Raw genomic sequence first — 22,551 nt, 5'->3', positions numbered from 1 at the left:
CAATTGATTTAAAAGAGAAAATTCATACTAAATCCATATATTTGGATATCAATTTAAATTAATCGAATGAAGAAATTTAATGATCAGGCCACTGCAGGCCTATTTGAAAAAGATTTGATTACAGAAAATCAGTTTGAGGAAATTAAAGCATATCGAAATTTAAATATATTTTCGTTAAATGCAGAATTAAAACTTTTCCTTTATTTATCGGTCTTATTATTTACTTCAGGAATTGGAATACTGATTTATGAAAATATAGACTCAATTGGACACATTGCTATTCTATCACTTCTTTTAATTGTAATTGCAGTTTGCCTTTTTTATTGCTTCAAAAATTCAAAAGGATTTCAGAAAACAGAAACACAGTTTGAGCACCCTGTTTTGGAATATTTGGTTTTACTGGCTAACATCTTAACCTGTATCTTTATTGGTTATCTACAGTTTCAATACAAACCTTTTGGAGAACATTACGGATTGGCGACATTAGTGCCAACTATTGTAAGTTTCTTTTGTGCTTATTATTTTGACAATCGAAGTGTTCTTACTATTGCGGTTACTGGTTTGGCGGCTTATGTTGGACTTTCTGTTACGCCTCAAGATTTATTAAATAATAATGATTTTTATGCCAGTGAGAGTTTGAGCTATTCCGCTGTTATGCTTGGCGTTTTATTGATTTTGTGGACAATCTATAGTAATCGAATTGCATTAAAAACACATTTCAGTTTGATCTTTTTGACTTTTGCCTTGCATATTATCAGTATTGCATCGATTAGCAATTTATTAAATCATTATAATTTAATCTGGTTGATTTTTGCTGTTGTTTTAGCAGGATCTACTTTTTATTTCTATAAGATTAGTTACGAATTAAAAGCATTGTCTCTATATGTTTTTATGATTGTATACGGCTACATTGGAGCAAATATAGTTTTGTTCAGACTTTTTGAAAATGTCGATTTCTCTGATATTTGGGAATTGTTTTTTTTCTTATTACCGGCTTATTTTATAGGCTCTATTATAATGTTTATTAAATTAATTAAAAACTTTCATAAAGAGATTGCAGAATGATAGTGTACGATAAAAAAATACTGGATAATCAAATCTTAGTAGATGAAGCTGATACTTTATTTAAAGGAGGTTTTATAAGTAAAGAACAAAAGAAATTTATAAAAAAGGAATTGCTGGCTTTTAGAAGTCAGGATAACATTTTGGTTAGAATTGGATTCTTTTTGCTAGGAAGTATGTTATATAGTTCTATTTGTGGTGCTATTTCTATTGTTGGAATGAATGCAGAGAATGCTTATTTTCAAATCTGCTGTTATATTTTTGCAGCTGTTGGTTTTGTTGGCTCCGAATTATTGGCGAAACAAAATTTTCATAATCACGGTTTAGATGATGCTTTTATCTTAGGAGCTATTTTAAACATAGGATTTGCTATCGGAATTACTACGGATGGATATGAGTCTGTTATAGCTTTATTTATGGCTGCAGCTTCTATTTTTATGTTTATCAGATACCTGCATTTACTTTCAATGCTGGTTTTTTGTTTGGCGGTTACTGCATTTTTGTTTTTTCAAATGTTTGAATTTGGAGATATTGGAAGAGCCATTCTACCATTTACAGCCATGATTTTTGCTGTAATTTTTTATTTTGTGACAAAGAAATTAATCAACCAATTAATCAAGAGTTACTATTATAATGGACTTTTATTAGCGAATAGTTTTTGTTTGATATTGTTTTATCTTTCTTGTAATTATATGGTTGTGAGAGAACTATCAGAAGAGCTTTTAGGGACTGAAGTAAAACCAGGAACCGATATTCCGTTTGCTTTTTTCTTTTACGCTTTTACTTTTGTGATTCCAACTATGTATTTAATTCAAGCTTTAAGAACAAAAGATAGAATTATGCTTTGGATTAGCTTTCTAGGAATTGGATTTTCAATTTATACTATTCGATTTTACTATGCCGTTTTGCCGATAGAAGCAGCGCTAACTTTGGGTGGACTTATATTATTCGCGATAGCGTATTTCTCTATTAGAAAATTAAAAGAAAAAGAAAGTGGTTTGACGTTTAAACCAGATAGAATCAATCATTCCGATGCAATTTTAAATGCTGAGGCTTTAGTAGTAGCTTCAACTTTTGGAATGAAACCAGAAGTAAAACCACAAGATTCTCCAATGGAATTTGGAGGAGGAGGTTTTAGCGGAGGCGGGTCTGGAGAAAGTTTTTAAATTGGTTTTTTCGCCACGAATTCACGAATTCATATCTTCAAAGATTATCAAAAATAATTCGAGAATTCGTGGCGAAAAAAAACTATACTTTGCTTTTCAGTGCCTCTGCATCGATATCGCTGTGCGAAACATCGTAAACAGCTTTTCCATTTTTGATTAAAATCAATTGAGGAGATTCGTGGTAAACTCCAAATCTACTGGCAATTTCGTTTGAAATATCACGATGTGCAATCAAATCAAGGAAATACGCGTCAACGACATCTTCAAGATCAAATTCTCTTTCAAATTGTTTTAAGGCCATTCGGCTGATGCTGCATCTTGTACTGTGCTTAAAAATTACAACAGGTTTTTCATTAGAGATCGCTTCAATTTCCTGTAATTGAAGAATATCTGTTAATTCTGTCCAGTTTACTTTACTTTTTGGAGCTTCTGAGTTCTCTGAACTTCCGAAGATTGAATTAAAAAAACTCATATTTGGCTTGTTTTATGACTTTTTGACATTTAAAAATAATAAAAATCAGTTTTTTAATGCCGTTTTGTCTGTTTTTTTGTTGTGGAATATAATTTGTCTATTCGAATACAAAGTTAGATTATTTGAGTTAAAAATGTACTTCAATAAATCGTAACTTTAATCTTATAGAATATTAAACAAATAAAATCAATCAAATCAAAAAAAATATGAATATCAATAAATTTACTATTAAATCGCAGGAAGCCATTCAGTTGTCGCAGCAATTAGCACAACGAAATGGCCAGCAGCAAATTGAAAATGAACACATTTTCAAAGCCATTTTTGAAGTGGATGAAAACGTAGCGCCATTTATTCTGAAAAAACTAAATGTAAATGTGCCTTTGTTTTTGCAAATTTTAGACAGTACAATTCAGAGTTTTCCAAAAGTATCTGGAGGAGATGTAATGCTTTCTAGAGATGCAAATAAAGCCTTGAACGAAGCGGAGATTATTGCTCAAAAAATGAACGATGAATATGTTTCGATTGAACATTTAATCTTGGCTATTTTCGATTCAAAAAGTAAAGTTTCTCAGATTTTAAAAGATCAGGGAGTTACAGGAAAAGGGCTGAAAGCAGCAATTGAAGAATTACGTAAAGGAGAAAGAGTAACATCGGCTTCTGCTGAAGAAACTTATAATTCTTTAAACAAATATGCTAAAAATTTAAACGAATTAGCACGTACAGGAAAATTAGATCCAGTTATTGGCCGTGATGAAGAAATTCGTCGTGTCTTGCAGATTCTGACTCGTAGAACAAAAAATAATCCAATGTTAATTGGAGAACCCGGAGTTGGTAAAACTGCCATTGCAGAAGGTTTAGCGCACAGAATTGTAGACGGAGACGTTCCAGAAAACTTAAAAGATAAAATCGTTTTCTCTCTAGATATGGGAGCTTTGATTGCCGGAGCGAAATACAAAGGAGAATTTGAAGAACGTTTGAAATCGGTTGTAAAAGAAGTTACAGCTGCAGATGGAGATATCGTTTTGTTTATTGACGAGATTCACACGCTTGTTGGTGCAGGTGGAGGAGAAGGCGCAATGGACGCGGCTAATATTCTGAAACCAGCTTTGGCTCGTGGAGAGCTAAGAGCGATTGGTGCAACGACTTTAGATGAATATCAAAAATATTTTGAAAAAGACAAAGCGCTTGAAAGACGTTTCCAAAAAGTATTGATCGATGAGCCAGATACTGAAAGTGCGATTTCGATTTTACGTGGAATCAAAGAGAAATACGAAACACACCATAAAGTTCAAATTAAAGACGAAGCGATTATCGCTGCGGTAGAACTTTCGCAAAGATATATTACGAATCGTTTCTTGCCAGATAAAGCAATTGACTTGATGGACGAAGCGGCTTCTAAACTGCGTATGGAAATCAATTCAAAACCAGAAGAATTAGACGTTTTGGATCGTAAAATCATGCAGTTGGAAATCGAAATCGAAGCCATTAAACGTGAAAAAGAAGAAAGCAAACTGAAAATTTTAGGAATGGAATTGGCCAACCTAAAAGAAGAACGCAATGAAATCTATGCAAAATGGAAACAGGAAAAAGATATCGTTGACGGAATTCAGGCTGTAAAACACGAAATTGAAGACTTTAAATACGAAGCAGAACGTGCAGAACGTGATGGCGATTACGGAAAAGTAGCCGAAATTCGTTACGGAAAAATAAAAGAAGCACAGGAACGCCAAGAAACTTTGCAAAAACAATTGTTAGAGTTTCAATCTGGAAATTCTTTGATAAAAGAAGAAGTTACCAGAGAAGATATTGCTGAAGTTGTAGCAAAATGGACAGGAATTCCGGTTATGAAAATGCTTCAGACAGAAAGAGAAAAACTATTGCATTTAGAAGATGAACTGCACAAACGTGTAGTAGGACAGGAAGAAGCAATAGAAGCCGTGAGTGATGCTGTCCGCAGAAGTCGCGCCGGTTTACAGGATATGAAAAAACCTGTTGGATCGTTCTTGTTCTTAGGAACAACTGGAGTTGGTAAAACAGAGCTGGCAAAAGCTTTAGCAGAATATCTTTTTGATGACGAAAACGCCATGACACGTATCGATATGAGTGAGTATCAAGAACGCCACAGCGTGAGCCGTTTAGTGGGTGCACCTCCAGGATACGTAGGTTACGACGAAGGTGGTCAGTTGACAGAGGCGGTTCGTAGAAAACCGTATTCTGTTGTATTGTTGGACGAGATTGAAAAAGCGCATCCAGATACTTTCAATATTTTATTGCAAGTTCTAGACGAAGGACGTTTGACAGACAACAAAGGACGTTTGGCTGATTTTAGAAATACGATTATTATTATGACCTCAAATATGGGAAGTAATATTATTCAGGAGAAATTTGAGAATCTTAAAGGCGGTGTTGAAGCAGCAACAGAAGCAGCTAAAAACGAAGTTTTAGGATTATTAAAACAAACAGTTCGTCCTGAGTTTATCAACCGTATTGACGAAATTGTAATGTTTACGCCGCTTACGGTAGAGAATATTTCAAGAATTGTAAGTCTGCAGTTAAAAAGCGTTACAAAAATGCTTGCGTTGCAAGGTATCACAATGGACGCAACTCCAGAAGCGATTGCATATTTGGCAGACAAAGGTTATGATCCGCATTTTGGTGCAAGACCAGTGAAACGTGTGGTACAAAGAGAAGTATTGAATCAATTATCAAAAGAAATTTTGGCAGGAAACATAACAACAGACAGCATTATTTTATTAGATGCTTTCGATGGCAATTTGGTCTTTAGAAACCAGACAGCTAAATAATTTTTTTCATGTTAATCTTAAGAAAAGCATCAGTCGAAAGACTGGTGCTTTTTTTTTTAGCCGTGAATTCTGAAACTTTTTAGTCAATTCTTATAACAAGTGTTCGTTAAAAAATAATCAATTTTAAATCTATAAAAATCAGCAAATTATTAATTAAAATTACAAAGTCATGAACAATATTTTTAGAGGATTACTTGCAGGATACGGTGCTAAAAAGTTAGGAGGCGGCTGTTTCGGAACTATCATTGTTTTTATTATTCTATGGGTGCTGTTAGGACAATGCAGTTAAAAATCGCAATACAGAAAAATAGGAATAAAAAACACAAATTTTGATGCCCGATTATTGGGCAGATTAAGGCAAAATGTCTAGATTCGCATCACTAAAAATAAATTTAAAAAAATGGGTTCAGGTTTTTTCGCCTTATTAGATGATATCGCTGCAATTATGGATGATGTTGCAGTAATGAGTAAAGTTGCTGCAAAGAAAACAGCTGGAATTCTAGGCGATGATTTAGCAGTAAATGCAGAAAAAGCTTCTGGATTTGCATCTTCAAGAGAATTACCAGTTTTGTGGGCAATCAGTAAAGGTTCACTGTTGAATAAAATCATCATTCTTCCAATTGCCTTTTTATTAAGTGCTTTTTTTCCAATAGCTATTATAATAATTTTGGTTTTAGGAGGACTTTTTTTAGCATACGAAGGAGCCGAAAAAATTTATGAATTTATTTTTCCTCACAAACACGAAGAATCTGAAGGGATTACAGATGAAGTTCTTACAGAAGAAGAAATCCTAGTAATCGAAAAAGAAAAAGTTAAGTCAGCAATTATTACAGATTTTATTCTATCAGTCGAGATTGTAATTATCGCATTAGGTACTGTAATGGATGAGCCGCTTATACAGAAGATAATTGTAACTTCAATAATTGCAATTGTTGCAACAATTGGAGTTTATGGAATTGTGGCACTTATTGTCAGAATGGATGAAGCAGGATTTAAGCTAATAAAACGTAGTAAGAGTGAAAAGAGTCTTTCTAGATTTATTGGAAATTTATTAGTTAAAGCTCTTCCGTTAGTAATAAAAGGTTTGACGGTAATTGGTACAATTGCATTACTTTTAGTCGCTGGAGGAATCTTTGTGCACTACATTCCTTATTTCCATCATTTATCAGAAGAAATTAAAATCCCAGCGATTATCAAAGAATTTACAATCGGTTTAGTTCTCGGATTTATTGTTTTACTTTTTGTAAATCTCTTCAAAAAGATTTTTAAAAAGAAAGCAGCATAATAAAACATCAAAATTTATTTCAAGAAACATCAGTTAACGCTGGTGTTTTTTTGTTTTTAGGAGCAGATCAAATCGTTTTTCAAAAGAACCTTTTGTCCCGCTATCCACTTAATTCCCGATTAACAAAAACTACGGCTGAAAAAGCCTTGTTTTTCTAAATCGGGAGATACCGTTCCTATCGGGGCTAGGCGATAACTTTTTTATTTTCATAAGAAATAACGGTATTTTTTAAATGTTTTTTCATCAAATAAGGTATTGATTTATAATTGTTTAATCTGTAGTTGAAACTTTTTAACATTTTTTCTAAGCAACCATTGCAACCAAGGCACGTCTTCATAGTAATTAACAATTAATTATTATTTTATATGAAAAGTTTTAGTTTAAAATCAGTTTTGGTAGTATTATTTTTATCAATTTCATTTGCGTCATGCAGTAATGATGACGATGAGAAAACTCCAGTTCCAACTACAAAGGCTGCTTTAGTAACAGAAATCAAAGGACCAGCAACAGGAAAAGTAAATGACGAATTAAGCTATGATGTAACTTATGTTGTAGATAATGCTTGTGCAGAATTCGATAAAATTTCAGAAGTAACAATTGGAGACGTAAAAGGATTGCAAGTAATTGCAAAATATCCATCAGAAGTTTGCACGCAGCAAGTGCCAGATCCTAAAAAGACAGTTTACAAATTCAAATCTTCTGTAAAAGGAACTTTCGAAATTAAATTCAAAAAATCAGAAACGGAATTCTTAACTCAGAAAGTTGTGATTGAATAACAACTAGTTTAGTTGATATTTTTTTAGGTTGATAAGCCATTTTGCAAAGATTTAGTTTTTAAATCGATGTGAAATGGTTTTCTTTTTTCGCTTTAAAAGCTGAACGAAAATCTCTATCTTTGAAAGATTAAAAAAGTATGATTATGGGAGCCTTAGAGTTGAGAGAAAGTGTGTTAGAGTATATTAACATGGCAGATGAGCGTCTTTTAAAAGTAGTAAAAGCTGTTATTGAAAGTTATCAGGAGGAAGAAATAGTTGCATTTTCAGTAGAAGGAAAACCAATTACTAGGAATGAGTATAAAGCACAACTGGCTGATGCTAAATTAGAAATTGAAAGAGGAGAATACACTTCACAGGAAGATTTAGAAAAAGAATCTGAAAACTGGTAATGGATACGTTTTTAAAGGTTGTTTGGACTCATACAGCCAAAAATCAGTTGAAAACAATTTTTAATTATTATAAAGAGAAATCAGTTCAAGGTGCCTATAATATTAAAAGTGAAATTTTGAATACGACTAAAACTATACGTTTTAGTGAACAATATCAAAAAGACGAAATTGAACCAGAATATAGAAGAATTATAGTTAGGGATTATAAGATATTGTATTTGGTAGAGGATCAAGTAGTTTATATTTCAAAAATATTTTCAACTAAACGAAATTTTACACAGCAATTATAAAGGGAGCTTCAAAGCTCTTTTTTTATATCATATAGTTAAGTAAAGTAAACTCACTTTGCCATTCCTTTAAAAAGTATTATTTTTGCACTCTAAATTTTATGTCATGCCGAAAAGAAAATATAAAATATCAGTTATTCAGTTAAATCTGAATGACGTTGCTGAAAATAATCTTAAAAAATGTATCAGCTGGGTAAGAGATGCTGCAAGTCAAGGAGCAGAGGTAATCTTACTTCCTGAATTATATAGCAGTCATTATTTCTGCCAAAGTGAAGATGTTGATAATTTTGCATTAGCAGAACCATTATACAGTACTTCTTTTGTTGCATTCAGCGAATTGGCAAAAGAATTAGGAGTAGTAATTATTGTTCCTTTCTTCGAAAAAAGAATGGCTGGAATCTATCATAATAGCGCTTATATTATTGATACGGATGGAACTGAAGCAGGTTTATACCGTAAAATGCATATTCCAGACGATCCGCATTTCTATGAGAAATTCTATTTCACGCCAGGAGATTTAGGTTTTCAGGCTATAGAAACTAAAAAAGGAACGGTTGGAACATTAATCTGCTGGGATCAATGGTATCCAGAAGCGGCGAGAATTACAGCATTAAAAGGTGCTGAGGTTTTATTTTATCCAACAGCAATTGGATGGCATCCTAAAGAAAAAGAGCAATACGGAGAAAACCAATATGGAGCTTGGATGAATGTAATGAAAGGTCACGCCGTTGCAAATGGTGTTTTCGTTGCGGCTGCAAACCGAATTGGTCTTGAAAAATATCTTGAAGGAACTGAAGGAATTCAATTTTGGGGAGCTTCATTTATTGCTGGACCACAGGGAGAAATTTTAGCTCAGGCTTCTCACGATAAAGAAGAAATCTTAATTGCTGAGGTTGATTTAGATCTTCAGGAAAATGTTCGCCAAAACTGGCCGTTTTTCAGAGACAGAAGAATTGATGCTTTTGGAGATATTACAAAAAGAGCAATTGATAAATAATTTGATTAAAATGATATAGAGAAGAGCTGTCTGAAAAGACAGCTCTTTTTTTGTAAGCTTAGGATAAGCAATATATTTATAGAATTTAAATGACATAAATATTTTGCTCCACTGGAGCTTAAATTACATTTTTTATAATAAAAAGGAGCTGTTTCATTTTTGAGACAGCTCCTTTTCTTATTTTTAGTTTTATCTAGATTACTTCACTTGGAAAGTAACTCTTCTCACGATTTGACGTGCTTCTTTAGAGTTTTTGTTAACCGAAGTATCTTCTCCGTTAGCAATTACATTCAATCTTGAAGCGTCAATTCCTGCATTTACTGCTACTTTTTTCACAGCTTCAGCTCTTTTTCTTGACAATTCAGTATTGTAGCTTGAACTTCCAATTTCATCAGCATATCCAATGATATCAGCTGATTTTCCTGGATTGTTTTTCAAATATTTTACTAAGAAATCAACTCCAGATAATGAAGCGTTTGTTGGTTTAGACGAATTGAAATCGAAGTAAACGTTTACATAACCACCGTTGATTAATTCTTCAACAGTATTGTTTGTAGCTGTTCCGGCTCCTTTTTTCTCATATGTTTTGTCTAAATAGCTTTCTAACTCATCTGGTACACCATTTTGATTAGTATCAATAGATTGTCCTTTTGTGTTAACAGCAACTCCTGCAATAGTATTTGGTTCTAAATCGTATAAATCAGCAACTCCATCTTTGTCTGAATCGATGAGACCAGTTTCGATTAAGTCCACTCTTTTTTCCAATTCGCCAATTCTATCTTCTTCGCCAACCCAGTCAGCATGTTTTTGGTTTTTTCCTAAGTAGAATGTCAAACCAACAGAAGCATTCAGTAAAACTCCATCAAAAGAACCTGTTGTAGTGTTACCCATTCCATCAAAGTTCCAGTTTTGTCTTCCGTTCACAATTCCGGTAAGGTCTCCAGTCAATGCTACTCGGTTGCTTAATCTAATTTGTCCAGTTAAACCAGCGATTCCGTGCGCCATGTAATCTTGACCTCCAAAACCTGTTTCAGTACTAATTTGTGAAACTCCAAAACCACCATGTGCCAAAAGTCCGATTGTGTTAGTCCAAGTTTCAAAATTTAAAGCACGTCCCACATTCACAACTCCTTGTAAACTCGCTCTTACGTAACGGCTTTCAAAATCTGGAGTATTCTTTTTTTCTTTAAATTGGTCATATCCAACATCTAATTTTAAACCAAATTTCGGATTAAACATATATCTCACACCTAAATCTCCGTGAAAGAAGTTGGCAGATTCTGTAGTGTAACCTGGAGTCATAGCTCTCGTTGGTTTGTTTACACCGCCATTAAGTTCTATCGACCATTTATTGAATTCCTGATCTACACTTGGTTTGGTAGAAGTGGTAGCCATATTTTGTGCGCCTGCTGCGAAGGATAGTAATAATAAAGAGGCTGATACTAATTTCTTTTTCATGATATCAAAAATTAAATTGTTTTTATTTTAAACTCATGACAAAATTAGAGGACACATTTCATGTAAGTGTTGTATACCTAATTACATAATTTCCATGTTTTGGCTTATAATTATGAAAATTAGTTAATTAAGTATGAATAAAAAGCAAAAAAAAGAGTAAAATTTACATTTTACTCTTTTTAAAATTTGGATAATTTTATGATTATTTCAAATCTGGCTGATAGATTTTTACAGTTCCGTCTCCTTCGCTGCTTACTACTAATAAACTTCTTTTTGTTGGACTTTTAGAAGCTGGGATAAATAATAATCCTTCTGGTGCATCTCCTGTTTTTACTGTTTGTAAATATTGCGGAGAGTTTGGGTTTGTAACATCATAAGTTAAAAATGCATCAGCTCTTTCCAAACCAACGAACAGGATATTTTGATTTCCCATTTTTGCAACATATACTGCTTCTGGCTCAGAACCTTTGTCATCACTACGTTTGTCATCGTAAAGCCCTAATTCATGTGCTTTTTTATCAAGATCATTTTTACTATCATAAACGATTTTTCCTGTGTTTCCATTCCAGATAGAGAAAGATCTTGCTCCAAAACTTACCAATTCATCTAAGTCTCCGTCACCATCAGTATCTCCCATATCAGTAACTAGATTTAATCTTCCTAAATTGGCATCTAGTTTTAAAGTAGCATCAGGAAAAGCTGTCGCATCAAGTTTTACACTTTTCATTCTTTTAATATCAGTATAAGCGTTGTATTCTCTGGCATCTCCTTCATTAGCAGTAACAAAATAAGGAACATTATTAGCAGAAAAATGACTGATTGCATCTGGCATAAATAAGCCTTTTACTTTCCAAGGATTAAAAGCAATTTTATCGTCAAGATCGCTTACATCAATAGCGTTTTCTGCTGTATTATAATCTTTTAGGCCTAAAGGATAAATAGCGGTTATAGTTTTAGAAGTTAAGTCAACTTTTGCTACACCATTATTTTCTTGTAAAGTTACCCAAGCCGTTTTTGAATCATCAGAAATAGTAATGTATTCTGGTTCAATATCCTGAGCAAAACTCTTAGCGAATTTAGAAATTCTGAATCCATCTTTTGCTAATGTTGCCGCCTGACTTGCAAAAGAAGCGAAATCTAAAGTTGTTACAGTATAATTACTTGTTTCAATAATAGAGATTGTTCCGTTTGGATCTTGCGTATAATCAGTGTTTGGTTCTCCTTCGTTGGCAGTCATGATATATTTTCCATCAGGAGAAAAAGTTACCATATCTGGCAAAGCACCAACAGTTACTTGTTTGATTAAACTGTAATCAGAAGTATTGAAAACAACAACTTTTCCGTTTGCTTGTTTATTAGCAGTAGATTCTAAAGCAACTGCCAATTTCCCATCAAATACAGAAACACTGTTTGCAGCTCCTTCATAAACAGCCAAATCAATTTTTCCAATTTTCATTGGTTTTGTTGGATCTGTGATATCAATAACATCAATTTGGTTTACACCACTGTTGTTTACTGTAAATAATCTTTTTGTTTTTTCGCAGTAAGCTGAAATTTCTGCCGCTGCTTCTCCGCCAATTGTGATAGAACCAATTTCTTTAAAAGTTGCTGGGTTTTCGTTTACAACAACTTCAGGTTCGTTGTTTGAATTTTCGTCATTATTACAGCTCGCCATAATAAAAAGAGCAGTTAATAAAGAGATAGATAATTTTTTCATGTGTTAGTTTTTAGTTTCGGCAAAAGTAATTACAGCGTTTCTGTCAAATATTAAGAACATATTATATAATCTTTAACTTAAATTTTGCAGGATATTTATTGTGAAATTATATAGGAATTTTGATAGAATGTTTTATAATCCTAACGAATGCTTATCTTTGCACTTTCTAAATTAGAACCTATTTATGTCAACAAATAATAGAAGATTTCCAGCAGAATGGGAAAAACAGCAAGGAATTGTATTGTGTTTTCCACATAATGGCAACGATTGGCCGGGAAAATACGAAGCTGTTCAATGGGCTTTTGTAGAATTTATAAAAAAGGTAGCCACTTTTGAAACCGTTTTCTTAGTTGTAGCTGATGAAAAATTAAAGGAAAAAGTTGCTGATATGCTCGAAAGAGCTCGTGTAAATCTTGAAAATGTTTCGTACATCATTCATAAAACCAACAGAAGCTGGATGCGTGATTCTGGGCCGATTATTGTAAAAAATGGTTCGAAAAGAGAAGCATTGAATTTCAATTTCAATGGATGGGCGAAATATAAAAACTATCAGTTAGATAAATACGTTCCAGGTAAAGTTGCTGATTTTATTGATGTTCCGTTAACACAGGTAATGTATAAAGGAAAACCAGTAATTGTAGAAGGCGGAGCAATTGATGTAAATGGAAAAGGAACTTTATTAACTTCTGAAGAGTGTCTAATGCATCCAACAATTCAGGTTCGTAATGCTGGTTTTACAAAAGAAGATTATGAAGCGGTTTTTAAAGAATATCTTGGTGTTACTAATGTAATCTGGCTTGGCGATGGAATAGAAGGTGATGATACACATGGTCATATCGACGATTTATGCCGATTTGTAAATGAAGATACTATCGTAACTATAGTTGAAACTGATAAAAACGATTCAAATTACAAACCTTTACAGGATAACTTGAAACGATTACAAAATGCAAAATTAGAAAACGGAAAATCTCCTGTTATTGTTGCACTTCCGATGCCAAAACGTGTCGATTTCGAAGATTTAAGATTACCGGCTAGTTATGCTAATTTCTTAATCCTGAATAATTGCGTTTTAGTGCCAACATTCAACGATAGTAATGATCGCGTAGCATTGAATATTTTGGCAGAATGTTTCCCGGACCGAGAAGTTATTGGAATCAGCTGTATTGATTTCATTTGGGGATTTGGAACCTTGCATTGTTTAAGTCAGCAGATTCCGTCTTAGTTTATTTGGTAAACAAGTTTTTTATATTATCTGAGCTGCCACTAAAAGTGGTGGCTTTTTTATTGACATATACTTAACATGCGAACTGCTGAGTGTCCAAACAACATTCTTATATTCGTGTATTCAACTATGCAGAAATGCAGATTTAATTATTATATGAATAAAATATTTTTTATCCTTTCGATGCTTTCTTATGGAGCTCTTTTTTCACAGTCTAATCCAAAAAAAAAACATGAACTTACATTTGCTACTTACAATGTAAGTATGGAATCTGAAAATTATTTTCCAAGAGGTACAAAGGGAAATTCGGAGCAGGTATTAATTGATCAACTCAATTCAGGGACTAATGTTCAAATCAAAAATATAGCTCAGATTATTCAAACAGTAAGGCCTGATGTTATTTTGCTAAATGAGTTTGATTATATAGAAAATCCTGAGCTTGGTGTAAAGGCATTTATTAAAAACTATTTAAAAATAGGACAGGGTGGAGCAAAGGCAATAAATTATCCTTACTACTATTACTCAACGGTCAATACCGGACAGCCAAGTCCTTACGATCTGAATAATGATGGAAAACTGGATAATTTTGGAAATGATGCTTGGGGATTTGGTATGTATCCTGGTCAATATGCAATGGTACTTTTGTCAAAATATCCTATTGATGTTCAGGCTGTTCGTACTTTTCAAAATTTCAAATGGAAAGATATGCCAGGAGCATTACTTATTAAGAAACCAGATGGATCTGACTGGTATAGAGAGGAGGTATGGGCACAATTTCCATTATCTTCCAAATCTCACTGGGATGTTCCTGTTAAGATTGGAAAGAAAACGGTTCATATTTTAGCGAGTCACCCAACTCCAGCTTCTTTTGATGGTGATGAAGACCGCAATGGGAAAAGAAATCATGACGAAATCCGCTTCTGGAGAGACTATATTTCAGACAATTCTGCTTCGTATATTTATGATGACAAAGGTTTAAAAGGTGGTTTGTCTGCTAATTCTCGATTTGTTATATTAGGAGACCAAAATGCATCGCCAGTTGAAGGAAGTGCAATCAGGGAAGGTATAAAGTCATTACTTGACAATCCGAAAATTAATAATGAATTTGCACCATCAAGCAAAGGTGGTATGGAATATAGTCCTCAAAATCCTTTTGGAATTAATCATACTGCTTTTTGGAGAATGCGTGCTGATTATGTGTTACCATCAAAACTTGGTTTTAAGGTTATCAGCAGTGGAGTGTTCTGGCCTGCTAAAGGTGAGCCAATGTCAGAATTAGTTGAAAAACGGGAATCAAGTTCTGATCATCGTTTGGTTTGGGTAAAGGTGATTTTGGAATAAATAATTTTTTCTTTCAATTTTTAGATTTTAATAGAAAAAAGAAAACCTTGGCAATAACCAAGGTTTTCTTTTTTCTATAAGTTTTCAGAATCTTTATCTGCTCTTCATTGTCTGATAAATGGAGGTAATAATTGACTTGAAACTTCGCCAAAGCCAATTCTTACTTCATTGTTTTCACAGAAACCTCTGATGATAACAGTATCATTATCTTCAATAAATTTGCGTTCTTCACCACCATTTAACTTTAACGGATTTTTTCCACCCCAAGTTAATTCAAGCATAGAACCAAAACTATCTGGAGTTGGTCCAGAAATAGTTCCGGAACCCATCATGTCGCCAGAATTTACACGGCATCCGTTTGAAGTATGGTGCGCCAATTGCTGGCTCATTGACCAGTATAAATATTTAAAATTAGATCTTGAAATAACTGTTTCTTCTTGATCTTCAGGTCTTAATGATACTTCTAAATGGATGTCAAAAGCTTTTTTCCCTTTAGTTTGTAAGTAAGGAAGTGGAGTTGGATCTTGTTTAGGTCCTTTAGTTCTAAAAGGTTCTAATGCATCCATAGTCACAATCCATGGTGAAATAGAAGTCGCAAAGTTCTTCGCTAAGAATGGCCCAAGTGGCACATATTCCCATTTCTGAATGTCACGTGCACTCCAGTCATTCAATAAAACCATCCCGAAAATATAATCTTCAGCTTCGTAAGTAGGAATGTTTTCTCCCATTACATTGACATCAGTTGTAATGAAAGCAGTTTCCAATTCAAAATCGACTAAACGGGATGCACCAAAAACAGGTGTTTCATGTCCTGCTGGCAACGTTTGTCCCATTGGTCTGTGAACTGGAATTCCAGAAGGTACAATTGTAGAACTTCTTCCATGATATCCAACCGGGATATGAAGCCAGTTTGGCAATAAAGCATTTTCTGGATCACGGAACATTTTACCTACGTTTGTAGCATGTTCTTTACTCGAATAAAAATCAGTGTAATCACCAATTAAAACTGGTAATTGCATCTCTACATCTTCGATTTTAAATATAACAATATCTCGGTGTTTTGTTGAATCTCTAAGCTGGGGATTATTAATGTCAAAGATTTCTGCGATACGATTTCGAACCAAACGCCATGTTTTTTTTCCGTCAGAAATAAAATCATTCAGCGTGTCCTGCATAAACATATCATCTGTTAAATCTATGCCCTCAAAATAGTTTAATTGTTGTAAAGCCCCTAAATCTATAGCATAATCGCCAATTCGTGTTCCCACTGTAACGACATTTTCTTTGGTAAGAAACACGCCGAAAGGAATATTCTGAATAGGGAAGTCGCTATTTTCTGGCACTTCTAACCATGATTTTCTACTGGTATCGTTGGCGGTTATAGGCATGTTAGATGTTAATTAGTTTGTTGAAAAAATACATGTCAAATATATCATAATCTAACAGTACAACAAACGTTTTTTTGTATTTTTGCGTGAAATTAACGAAAAACAAAAAAATGCAACGCGACGAACAAATTTTTGATCTTATCCAAGAGGAGAAAGAAAGACAAATTCACGGACTAGAACTTATTGCTTCTGAGAATTTTGTAAGTGATGAAGTAATGCAGGCAGCAGGGTCTGTTTTAACTAATAAATATGCTGAGGGATATCCTGGCAAAAGATACTACGGCGGTTGTGAAGTAGTTGACGTTATTGAGCAGATTGCTATTGATAGAGCTAAAGAATTATTTGGTGCTGAGTATGCAAACGTACAGCCTCACTCTGGTTCTCAGGCAAACACTGCTGTGTACCACGCTTGTTTAAATCCTGGTGATACTATTTTAGGTTTTGACTTATCTCACGGTGGTCACTTAACTCACGGTTCTCCTGTGAACTTCTCAGGTCGTTTATATCGTCCGGTTTTTTACGGTGTAGATGCTGAAACGGGTCGTTTAGATTATGATAAAATTCAAGAAATTGCAACTAAAGAACAGCCAAAATTAATCATTGCAGGAGCTTCAGCTTATTCTCGTGATATGGATTTTGCTCGTTTCAGACAAATTGCTGACAGCGTAGGAGCGATCTTATTTGCTGATATTTCTCACCCAGCTGGTCTTATTGCAAAAGGGTTATTAAGTGATCCAATTCCACATTGCCATATTGTTTCTACAACAACACACAAAACATTAAGAGGACCACGTGGAGGTCTAATCTTAATGGGGAAAGATTTCCCAAATCCACAAGGATTAACAACTCCAAAAGGAGAAATCAGAATGATGTCTTCATTATTAGACTTAGCTGTTTTCCCTGGAAATCAAGGTGGACCTTTAATGCATATTATCGCTGCTAAAGCTGTTGCTTTTGGTGAAGCATTAAAAGATGAATTCTTTACTTATGCAATGCAATTGCAAAAAAATGCAAATGCAATGGCGGATGCTTTCGTAAAAAGAGGTTACAATATTATCTCTGGTGGAACTGATAACCACATGATGCTTATCGACTTAAGAAATAAAAATATTTCTGGTAAAGAAGCTGAAAACGCATTAGTAAAAGCTGAAATTACAGTAAACAAAAACATGGTTCCTTTTGACGATAAATCTCCATTTATCACTTCAGGTATTCGTGTTGGAACAGCTGCAATCACAACTCGTGGTTTAGTTGAAAAAGATATGGAAACTATCGTAGCTTTAATCGATAAAGTTCTTACTGATCATACAAACGAAGATCTTATCGAAGAAGTTGCTGAAGAAGTAAACGAATTAATGAGCGAAAGACCAATTTTTGCGTATTAATTAAGATAAGTCTTAAAGTTTTTAAAATCGAAAGTCAAAAGTCTTATTTTTGACTTTCGATTTTTGTTTTTAAGACTAATAACTTTTAACTCATAACTTTTAGAAATGGGCGTACTAAGATTACAATTGCCAACCGACCCAAGATGGGTAAATATTGTTGAGAAAAATATAGAAGAAATTCTAACCGATCATGCTTGGTGCGAGCAGAAAGCAGCGACCAATGCGATTACAATTATTACCAATAATTCAGAACATCAAGATTTAGTAAAAGATTTATTGGCTTTAGCCAAAGAAGAAATCGATCATTTTGAACAGGTTCATAATATTATCATTAAACGTGGATTAAAATTAGGTCGCGAACGTAAAGATGATTACGTAAACGAACTGTATCAATACATGAAAAGGAGTGGAGACGGAAGCCGCGTTTCCGGTCTTGTAGAAAGATTATTATTTTCTGCGATGATCGAAGCCAGAAGCTGTGAACGTTTTAAAGTACTTTCTGAAAATATAAAAGACGAAGAATTAGCTATTTTTTATAGAGAATTAATGGAAAGCGAAGCAGGACATTATACAACATTCATCACATATGCAAGAAAATACGGAACAGGAATCGACGTAGAAAAACGCTGGAGAGAATGGCTGGCTTTTGAAGAATCTATTATTACCAATTACGGAAAAGGCGAAACGATTCACGGATAGTTTTTTTAGTGTTCAGTGTTCAATGTTCAGTCACAGTCGCAGTTTACAGTTTTTACATTTGTTAGGCTGAGCGATCCTGAGGCTTCGGGAGGAGCTCACGTAAAGTACAGAAAAAAATCCGCTTTAAATCCGCGTCTTCGCGAAAGCGAATCCGTATAATCCGCGTTCAATTTTTTAAGTTTTTATAATCTAAAATCTAAAATCAACAATCTAAAATTCCTTATATTTGAGAGTAACCAAAAACTCGAATCATGAGAATAGAAATGGACTTAAAATTAGGATTTAAAGACGTAATGTTTAGACCTAAAAGATCAACGCTAAAAAGCAGATCAGAAGTTTCCTTAGAACAAAATTTCAAGTTTTTGCACAGTACCGCTAATTGGACAGGAATTCCAATAATGGGTGCTAATATGGATACAGTTGGAACATTTGAAATGGCAAAAGTTTTAGCAAAAGAAAAGCTTTTTACAGCCATTCATAAACACTACACCTTAGAAGAATGGAATAGTTTTCTTCAAAATGTAAGTCCTGGTTTTTACGATTATATTGCTGTAAGTACAGGAACAGGAAAAGAAGATTTTGAGAAAATCGAAAAAATATTGACTGCAAACCCGTTACTGAAATTTATCTGCATTGATGTTGCCAATGGCTATTCAGAACATTTTGTACAGTTTTTAAAGAAAACTAGAAAGCAATATCCTGATAAAATAATTATTGCTGGAAATGTAGTTACTGGCGAAATGACTGAAGAACTATTATTAGCCGGAGCAGATATTGTAAAAGTAGGAATTGGCCCAGGTTCTGTTTGTACAACACGTGTTAAAACGGGAGTAGGTTATCCGCAACTTTCTGCTATTATCGAATGTGCTGATGCTGCTCATGGTTTAGGCGGACATATCATAAGTGATGGCGGTTGCACAACTCCAGGAGATGTTGCTAAAGCTTTTGGTGCAGGAGCTGATTTTGTGATGTTAGGTGGAATGCTTGCAGGTCACTCCGAAAGTGGCGGAGAACTAATTGAAGTGAAAGGCGAAAAATTCAAACAATTTTATGGAATGAGTTCTAAAACTGCAATGGACAAGCATTCTGGAGGAGTTGCAGAATATAGAGCAAGTGAAGGAAAAACAGTTCAAGTTCCGTTTAAAGGAGATGTGATTCATACTGTTTTAGATATTTTGGGTGGCATTAGAAGCACTTGTACTTATGTTGGAGCTTCAAGATTAAAAGAATTGACTAAACGAACGACTTTCATCCGCGTAAGCGAGCAGGAAAATCAAGTTTTTAAAAAATAATATGATTAAAATTACAGAAGCATTTGTTGAAGATATTGCTAAAATTCAAGAAATAGCACACATAACTTGGCCCATAACGTATGGCGAAATTTTGACTTCAGAACAATTAGATTATATGTTGGATCTCATTTATTCTGATGAAGCGCTATCAAAACAAATTCAGAATAAAGAACAATTGTTTTATTTGGTTTCAGATTCTGAATCAGTAATTGGTTTTATCGGAATTGAGCATCATTATAAAAACGAAGCGATTACCAAAATCCATAAAATCTATCTTTTGCCAGAAACACAAGGAAAAGGATATGGCAAAACAGTTTTTGAATCTATTGAAAAATTGGCTTTAGAAAATAACTCAAAGGAACTTTTATTAAATGTAAACCGTTTTAATACCGCTTTAAATTTCTATAAAAAGCTAGGTTTCGAAATTAAAGAAACCGTTGATATAGAAATTGGAAACGGGTATTTGATGGAGGATTATGTGATGGGGAAAGACATATTAAAGTAGTGGTTTCGTCATTTCGACTGAAAGGAGAAATCACATGCGGAACTCGATAAAGATTGGAGACTATCTGTGCGTCCCGAAGCTTCGGGATAGTGTGATTTGCTACGCCAGTTCGCTATTGCTCGAGTCTCCTTTCAGTCGAAATGAGAAACTGTGGCTCAACTCACAACAATATCATGCGTAAACAATAACCCTTTCACTTCATTCAAAGAAAAAACAGCTTTCTTCAGTTTCGTTTTAGACGGATCAATAGTATAATTATAACTCGTTTTAAAATCGGCTTTGTTGGCGATGGCTTTGTTGAATTCGGAACGGTATAAATCGCAATTGTCAAAAACTACACTGGTTAGATCTGTCGCCATAAAATCTACAGCAATTAAACTGCAATTGATAAACGGAGTTCCTTTTAATTTTAAAGTATAGAACTTCGAAAAATCTAGAATACAGTCATTAAAATGTACTTCAAAAATTAATTTGTCGCACATGGCGAAATTTACCTCTTTAATTTCACATCGATTAAAAGTGACTGTTCTCAAGGCGACGTAATTAATCTTTGCTTCATTAAAAATACAATAGTTAAAAACACAGTCAATAAAAGTAACGGCTAGAAAAGTGCAGGCAGAGAAGTTACAATTATTAAATACGCAACCTTCGAAGTCTTTAAAATTAAGATAATCTTTGGCGTAAATAATTGTATTGTATTCTTTATCAAGAAAATATTCGCTTTCGTTTTTCAACTCTTTCCAGTAATTATTTGAGGGTGAAAAGGTACTAATTTACCATAAAATAAATGGAACTAATCCTAAATCATTTTGATTCTAATTCTATTTTTAATGCTTAAAATGCTGTAGCTTTACGCTTATTTTTAAGTCAAAATTGATCAATTTTATTATATGGAACCAACAAGAAAGGAACATGATTTTTTAGGAGAATTAGAAATTCCGAATCATTTATACTACGGAATCCAGACTTTTAGAGCTGTAGAAAATTTCAATATTACCGGAATTCCCATTTCAAAAGAACCTCTATTTATCAAAGCTTTGGGTTATGTAAAAAAAGCCGCGGCAATGGCAAATAAAGACTGCGGTGCAATCGATCCTAAAATTGCCGAAGCGATCTGCTATGGAAGCGATCAGGTAATTGCAGGCAAATTTGATCAGGAATTTGTGAGTGATTTAATTCAGGGTGGCGCGGGAACCTCGGTAAATATGAATGCTAACGAAGTTATAGCAAATATTGGTCTGGAATATTTAGGTCATAAAAAAGGAGAATACAATTTTCTTCACCCAAATAATCATGTAAACTGTTCGCAATCTACAAACGATGCTTATCCATCGGCTTTTAGAATTGCTTTGTATTTGAAAATGGAAAGTTTTATTAAAACTTTTGCAGGTTTAGAAGTTGCTTTCGCTAAAAAAGGAGAAGAATTTAAGGATGTCCTAAAAATGGGAAGAACGCAGTTGCAAGATGCCGTTCCGATGACTTTAGGACAGGAATTTAAAGCTTATGCGACTACAATTGGAGAAGATATTCAGCGTTTAAAAAATGCGCAGGAATTATTATTGGAAATCAATATGGGTGCAACGGCAATTGGAACAAAAGTAAATGCGCCCGAAGGTTATCCAGAAATTTGTGTAAAATATCTAGCAGATGAGGTTGGAATTCCATTAACGCTTTCGCCGGATTTGATTGAAGCAACTGTTGATACTGGAGCTTATGTTCAGATTATGGGAACATTAAAGCGTTCTGCGGTTAAGATTTCTAAAATCTGCAACGATTTGCGTTTATTGAGTTCTGGCCCAAGAACAGGTTTTAACGAAATTAATCTTCCGGCGCGTCAACCGGGTTCTTCCATAATGCCAGGAAAAGTAAATCCGGTAATTCCAGAAGTCGTAAATCAAACTTGTTTTTATGTAATCGGACAAGATTTGACGGTTACAATGGCCGCAGAAGCAGGGCAATTGCAATTGAACGTTATGGAACCTGTTATTGCTTTTGCCATGTTTACTTCGTTAGATTATCTTTCTAATGCCATTCAGACTTTAATTGATAAATGTATTGTTGGAATTACAGCCAACGTTGATCATTGCTACAATATGGTAATGAATAGTATCGGAATCGTTACACAATTAAATCCAATTATTGGTTACGAAGAAAGCGCTAGTATTGCCGGAGAAGCTTTAAAAACAGGTAAAAGCGTACATCAAATTGCTGTTTTAGAACGAAAATTGATTACTCAGGAAAAATGGGATGAAATCTATTCTTTAGAGAATTTAATTCATCCAAAATTTATCACAAAGTAATTT

At 33.9% G+C, this 22,551-nt stretch carries 20 protein-coding genes; 15 read left to right on the top strand and 5 right to left on the bottom strand.

The window, feature by feature from the left end; all coding sequences use genetic code 11:
* Positions 1–66: 66 nt before the first annotated feature.
* A complete protein-coding gene (locus GSY47_RS10690) occupies positions 67–1,065 on the top strand; it encodes a DUF2157 domain-containing protein (protein ID WP_179003400.1) in 999 nt (332 codons plus the stop codon).
* On the top strand, positions 1,062–2,228 hold the full coding sequence (locus tag GSY47_RS10685) for a hypothetical protein (protein WP_179003401.1): 1,167 nt from the start codon (positions 1,062–1,064) through the stop codon (positions 2,226–2,228). The genes GSY47_RS10690 and GSY47_RS10685 overlap by 4 nt, the downstream gene beginning before the upstream one ends.
* Before the next feature lie 82 nt (positions 2,229–2,310).
* Here GSY47_RS10685 and ytxJ read toward each other — a convergent pair whose 3' ends face one another.
* The gene (gene ytxJ / locus GSY47_RS10680; RefSeq protein ID WP_179003402.1) at positions 2,311–2,700 is read right to left on the bottom strand and encodes a bacillithiol system redox-active protein YtxJ; all 390 of its coding nucleotides are present in this window, start codon (positions 2,698–2,700) and stop codon (positions 2,311–2,313) included.
* 206 nt (positions 2,701–2,906) lie between these two features.
* Here ytxJ and clpB point away from each other — a divergent pair, with 206 nt between their 5' ends.
* From clpB to GSY47_RS10650, 6 genes are all read left to right on the top strand, one after another.
* Positions 2,907–5,504 carry an ATP-dependent chaperone ClpB gene (gene clpB / locus GSY47_RS10675; protein WP_179003403.1) on the top strand — a complete coding sequence of 866 codons (2,598 nt, stop codon included), beginning with the start codon at positions 2,907–2,909 and terminating at the stop codon, positions 5,502–5,504.
* Positions 5,505–5,904: 400 nt separating this feature from the next.
* Positions 5,905–6,789 (top strand): DUF808 domain-containing protein, encoded by an 885-nt coding sequence (locus GSY47_RS10670; RefSeq protein ID WP_179003404.1) that lies wholly within the window; start codon positions 5,905–5,907, stop codon positions 6,787–6,789.
* A 365-nt stretch (positions 6,790–7,154) separates the two neighbouring features.
* On the top strand, positions 7,155–7,565 hold the full coding sequence (locus GSY47_RS10665; RefSeq protein ID WP_179003405.1) for a hypothetical protein: 411 nt from the start codon (positions 7,155–7,157) through the stop codon (positions 7,563–7,565).
* A 143-nt stretch (positions 7,566–7,708) separates the two neighbouring features.
* Positions 7,709–7,954 carry a hypothetical protein gene (locus tag GSY47_RS10660; RefSeq protein WP_179003406.1) on the top strand — a complete coding sequence of 82 codons (246 nt, stop codon included), beginning with the start codon at positions 7,709–7,711 and terminating at the stop codon, positions 7,952–7,954.
* Positions 7,954–8,244 carry a type II toxin-antitoxin system RelE/ParE family toxin gene (locus GSY47_RS10655; RefSeq protein ID WP_179003407.1) on the top strand — a complete coding sequence of 97 codons (291 nt, stop codon included), beginning with the start codon at positions 7,954–7,956 and terminating at the stop codon, positions 8,242–8,244. Before GSY47_RS10660 ends, GSY47_RS10655 begins: the two co-directional genes overlap by 1 nt.
* A gap of 103 nt (positions 8,245–8,347) precedes the next feature.
* Positions 8,348–9,238, top strand: a complete 891-nt coding sequence (locus GSY47_RS10650) for a carbon-nitrogen hydrolase (protein ID WP_179003408.1) — start codon at positions 8,348–8,350, stop codon at positions 9,236–9,238.
* A 198-nt stretch (positions 9,239–9,436) separates the two neighbouring features.
* On the opposite strand, the gene GSY47_RS10645 is transcribed toward GSY47_RS10650, so the two are convergent.
* Entirely contained in the window at positions 9,437–10,696 is a 1,260-nt protein-coding gene (locus GSY47_RS10645) for an OmpA family protein (protein WP_179003409.1), read from the bottom strand.
* A 202-nt stretch (positions 10,697–10,898) separates the two neighbouring features.
* Positions 10,899–12,413, bottom strand: coding sequence for a choice-of-anchor I family protein (locus GSY47_RS10640; RefSeq protein ID WP_179003410.1), 1,515 nt, complete (start codon positions 12,411–12,413; stop codon positions 10,899–10,901).
* A 184-nt stretch (positions 12,414–12,597) separates the two neighbouring features.
* Here GSY47_RS10640 and GSY47_RS10635 point away from each other — a divergent pair, with 184 nt between their 5' ends.
* Both GSY47_RS10635 and GSY47_RS10630 read left to right on the top strand, forming a co-directional pair.
* Positions 12,598–13,638 carry an agmatine deiminase family protein gene (locus GSY47_RS10635; protein ID WP_179003411.1) on the top strand — a complete coding sequence of 347 codons (1,041 nt, stop codon included), beginning with the start codon at positions 12,598–12,600 and terminating at the stop codon, positions 13,636–13,638.
* A gap of 156 nt (positions 13,639–13,794) precedes the next feature.
* Positions 13,795–14,979, top strand: coding sequence for an endonuclease/exonuclease/phosphatase family protein (locus GSY47_RS10630; protein ID WP_179003412.1), 1,185 nt, complete (start codon positions 13,795–13,797; stop codon positions 14,977–14,979).
* Positions 14,980–15,083: 104 nt separating this feature from the next.
* Here GSY47_RS10630 and fahA read toward each other — a convergent pair whose 3' ends face one another.
* Positions 15,084–16,367 carry a fumarylacetoacetase gene (gene fahA, locus GSY47_RS10625; protein ID WP_179003413.1) on the bottom strand — a complete coding sequence of 428 codons (1,284 nt, stop codon included), beginning with the start codon at positions 16,365–16,367 and terminating at the stop codon, positions 15,084–15,086.
* 110 nt (positions 16,368–16,477) lie between these two features.
* On the opposite strand from fahA, the gene glyA reads away from it, so the two are divergent.
* From glyA to GSY47_RS10605, 4 genes are all read left to right on the top strand, one after another.
* Positions 16,478–17,752, top strand: a complete 1,275-nt coding sequence (glyA, locus tag GSY47_RS10620) for a serine hydroxymethyltransferase (RefSeq protein ID WP_109192916.1) — start codon at positions 16,478–16,480, stop codon at positions 17,750–17,752.
* A gap of 105 nt (positions 17,753–17,857) precedes the next feature.
* Positions 17,858–18,451, top strand: coding sequence for a tRNA-(ms[2]io[6]A)-hydroxylase (gene miaE / locus GSY47_RS10615; protein WP_179003414.1), 594 nt, complete (start codon positions 17,858–17,860; stop codon positions 18,449–18,451).
* Positions 18,452–18,702: 251 nt separating this feature from the next.
* Positions 18,703–19,743, top strand: a complete 1,041-nt coding sequence (locus GSY47_RS10610; protein WP_179003415.1) for a GMP reductase — start codon at positions 18,703–18,705, stop codon at positions 19,741–19,743.
* A 1-nt stretch (position 19,744) separates the two neighbouring features.
* On the top strand, positions 19,745–20,248 hold the full coding sequence (locus tag GSY47_RS10605; protein WP_179003416.1) for a GNAT family N-acetyltransferase: 504 nt from the start codon (positions 19,745–19,747) through the stop codon (positions 20,246–20,248).
* A gap of 155 nt (positions 20,249–20,403) precedes the next feature.
* On the opposite strand, the gene GSY47_RS10600 is transcribed toward GSY47_RS10605, so the two are convergent.
* Positions 20,404–20,982 (bottom strand): pentapeptide repeat-containing protein, encoded by a 579-nt coding sequence (locus GSY47_RS10600; RefSeq protein WP_179003417.1) that lies wholly within the window; start codon positions 20,980–20,982, stop codon positions 20,404–20,406.
* Positions 20,983–21,138: 156 nt separating this feature from the next.
* Here GSY47_RS10600 and aspA point away from each other — a divergent pair, with 156 nt between their 5' ends.
* Positions 21,139–22,548 carry an aspartate ammonia-lyase gene (aspA, locus tag GSY47_RS10595; protein WP_179003418.1) on the top strand — a complete coding sequence of 470 codons (1,410 nt, stop codon included), beginning with the start codon at positions 21,139–21,141 and terminating at the stop codon, positions 22,546–22,548.
* The last annotated feature ends 3 nt before the right edge of the window (positions 22,549–22,551 follow it).

Origin of the sequence: Flavobacterium quisquiliarum, from assembly GCF_019308285.1 — a bacterium.
In the GTDB taxonomy this organism is placed as follows: Bacteria; Bacteroidota; Bacteroidia; order Flavobacteriales; family Flavobacteriaceae; genus Flavobacterium; species Flavobacterium quisquiliarum.
The sequence above is the reverse complement of the archived record's forward strand: the minus strand, read 5'-3'. Positions and strand labels throughout refer to the sequence as shown.

Bases quoted from the DNA above. Each gene is read 5' to 3' on its own strand.
- GSY47_RS10690 (WP_179003400.1), top strand. From the start codon at position 67: ATGAAGAAATTTAATGATCAGGCCACTGCAGGCCTATTTGAAAAAGAT.
- GSY47_RS10685 (WP_179003401.1), top strand. From the start codon at position 1,062: ATGATAGTGTACGATAAAAAAATACTGGATAATCAAATCTTAGTAGAT.
- ytxJ (WP_179003402.1), bottom strand. From the start codon at position 2,700: ATGAGTTTTTTTAATTCAATCTTCGGAAGTTCAGAGAACTCAGAAGCT.
- clpB (WP_179003403.1), top strand. From the start codon at position 2,907: ATGAATATCAATAAATTTACTATTAAATCGCAGGAAGCCATTCAGTTG.
- GSY47_RS10670 (WP_179003404.1), top strand. From the start codon at position 5,905: ATGGGTTCAGGTTTTTTCGCCTTATTAGATGATATCGCTGCAATTATG.
- GSY47_RS10665 (WP_179003405.1), top strand. From the start codon at position 7,155: ATGAAAAGTTTTAGTTTAAAATCAGTTTTGGTAGTATTATTTTTATCA.
- GSY47_RS10660 (WP_179003406.1), top strand. From the start codon at position 7,709: ATGGGAGCCTTAGAGTTGAGAGAAAGTGTGTTAGAGTATATTAACATG.
- GSY47_RS10655 (WP_179003407.1), top strand. From the start codon at position 7,954: ATGGATACGTTTTTAAAGGTTGTTTGGACTCATACAGCCAAAAATCAG.
- GSY47_RS10650 (WP_179003408.1), top strand. From the start codon at position 8,348: ATGCCGAAAAGAAAATATAAAATATCAGTTATTCAGTTAAATCTGAAT.
- GSY47_RS10645 (WP_179003409.1), bottom strand. From the start codon at position 10,696: ATGAAAAAGAAATTAGTATCAGCCTCTTTATTATTACTATCCTTCGCA.
- GSY47_RS10640 (WP_179003410.1), bottom strand. From the start codon at position 12,413: ATGAAAAAATTATCTATCTCTTTATTAACTGCTCTTTTTATTATGGCG.
- GSY47_RS10635 (WP_179003411.1), top strand. From the start codon at position 12,598: ATGTCAACAAATAATAGAAGATTTCCAGCAGAATGGGAAAAACAGCAA.
- GSY47_RS10630 (WP_179003412.1), top strand. From the start codon at position 13,795: ATGAATAAAATATTTTTTATCCTTTCGATGCTTTCTTATGGAGCTCTT.
- fahA (WP_179003413.1), bottom strand. From the start codon at position 16,367: ATGCCTATAACCGCCAACGATACCAGTAGAAAATCATGGTTAGAAGTG.
- glyA (WP_109192916.1), top strand. From the start codon at position 16,478: ATGCAACGCGACGAACAAATTTTTGATCTTATCCAAGAGGAGAAAGAA.
- miaE (WP_179003414.1), top strand. From the start codon at position 17,858: ATGGGCGTACTAAGATTACAATTGCCAACCGACCCAAGATGGGTAAAT.
- GSY47_RS10610 (WP_179003415.1), top strand. From the start codon at position 18,703: ATGAGAATAGAAATGGACTTAAAATTAGGATTTAAAGACGTAATGTTT.
- GSY47_RS10605 (WP_179003416.1), top strand. From the start codon at position 19,745: ATGATTAAAATTACAGAAGCATTTGTTGAAGATATTGCTAAAATTCAA.
- aspA (WP_179003418.1), top strand. From the start codon at position 21,139: ATGGAACCAACAAGAAAGGAACATGATTTTTTAGGAGAATTAGAAATT.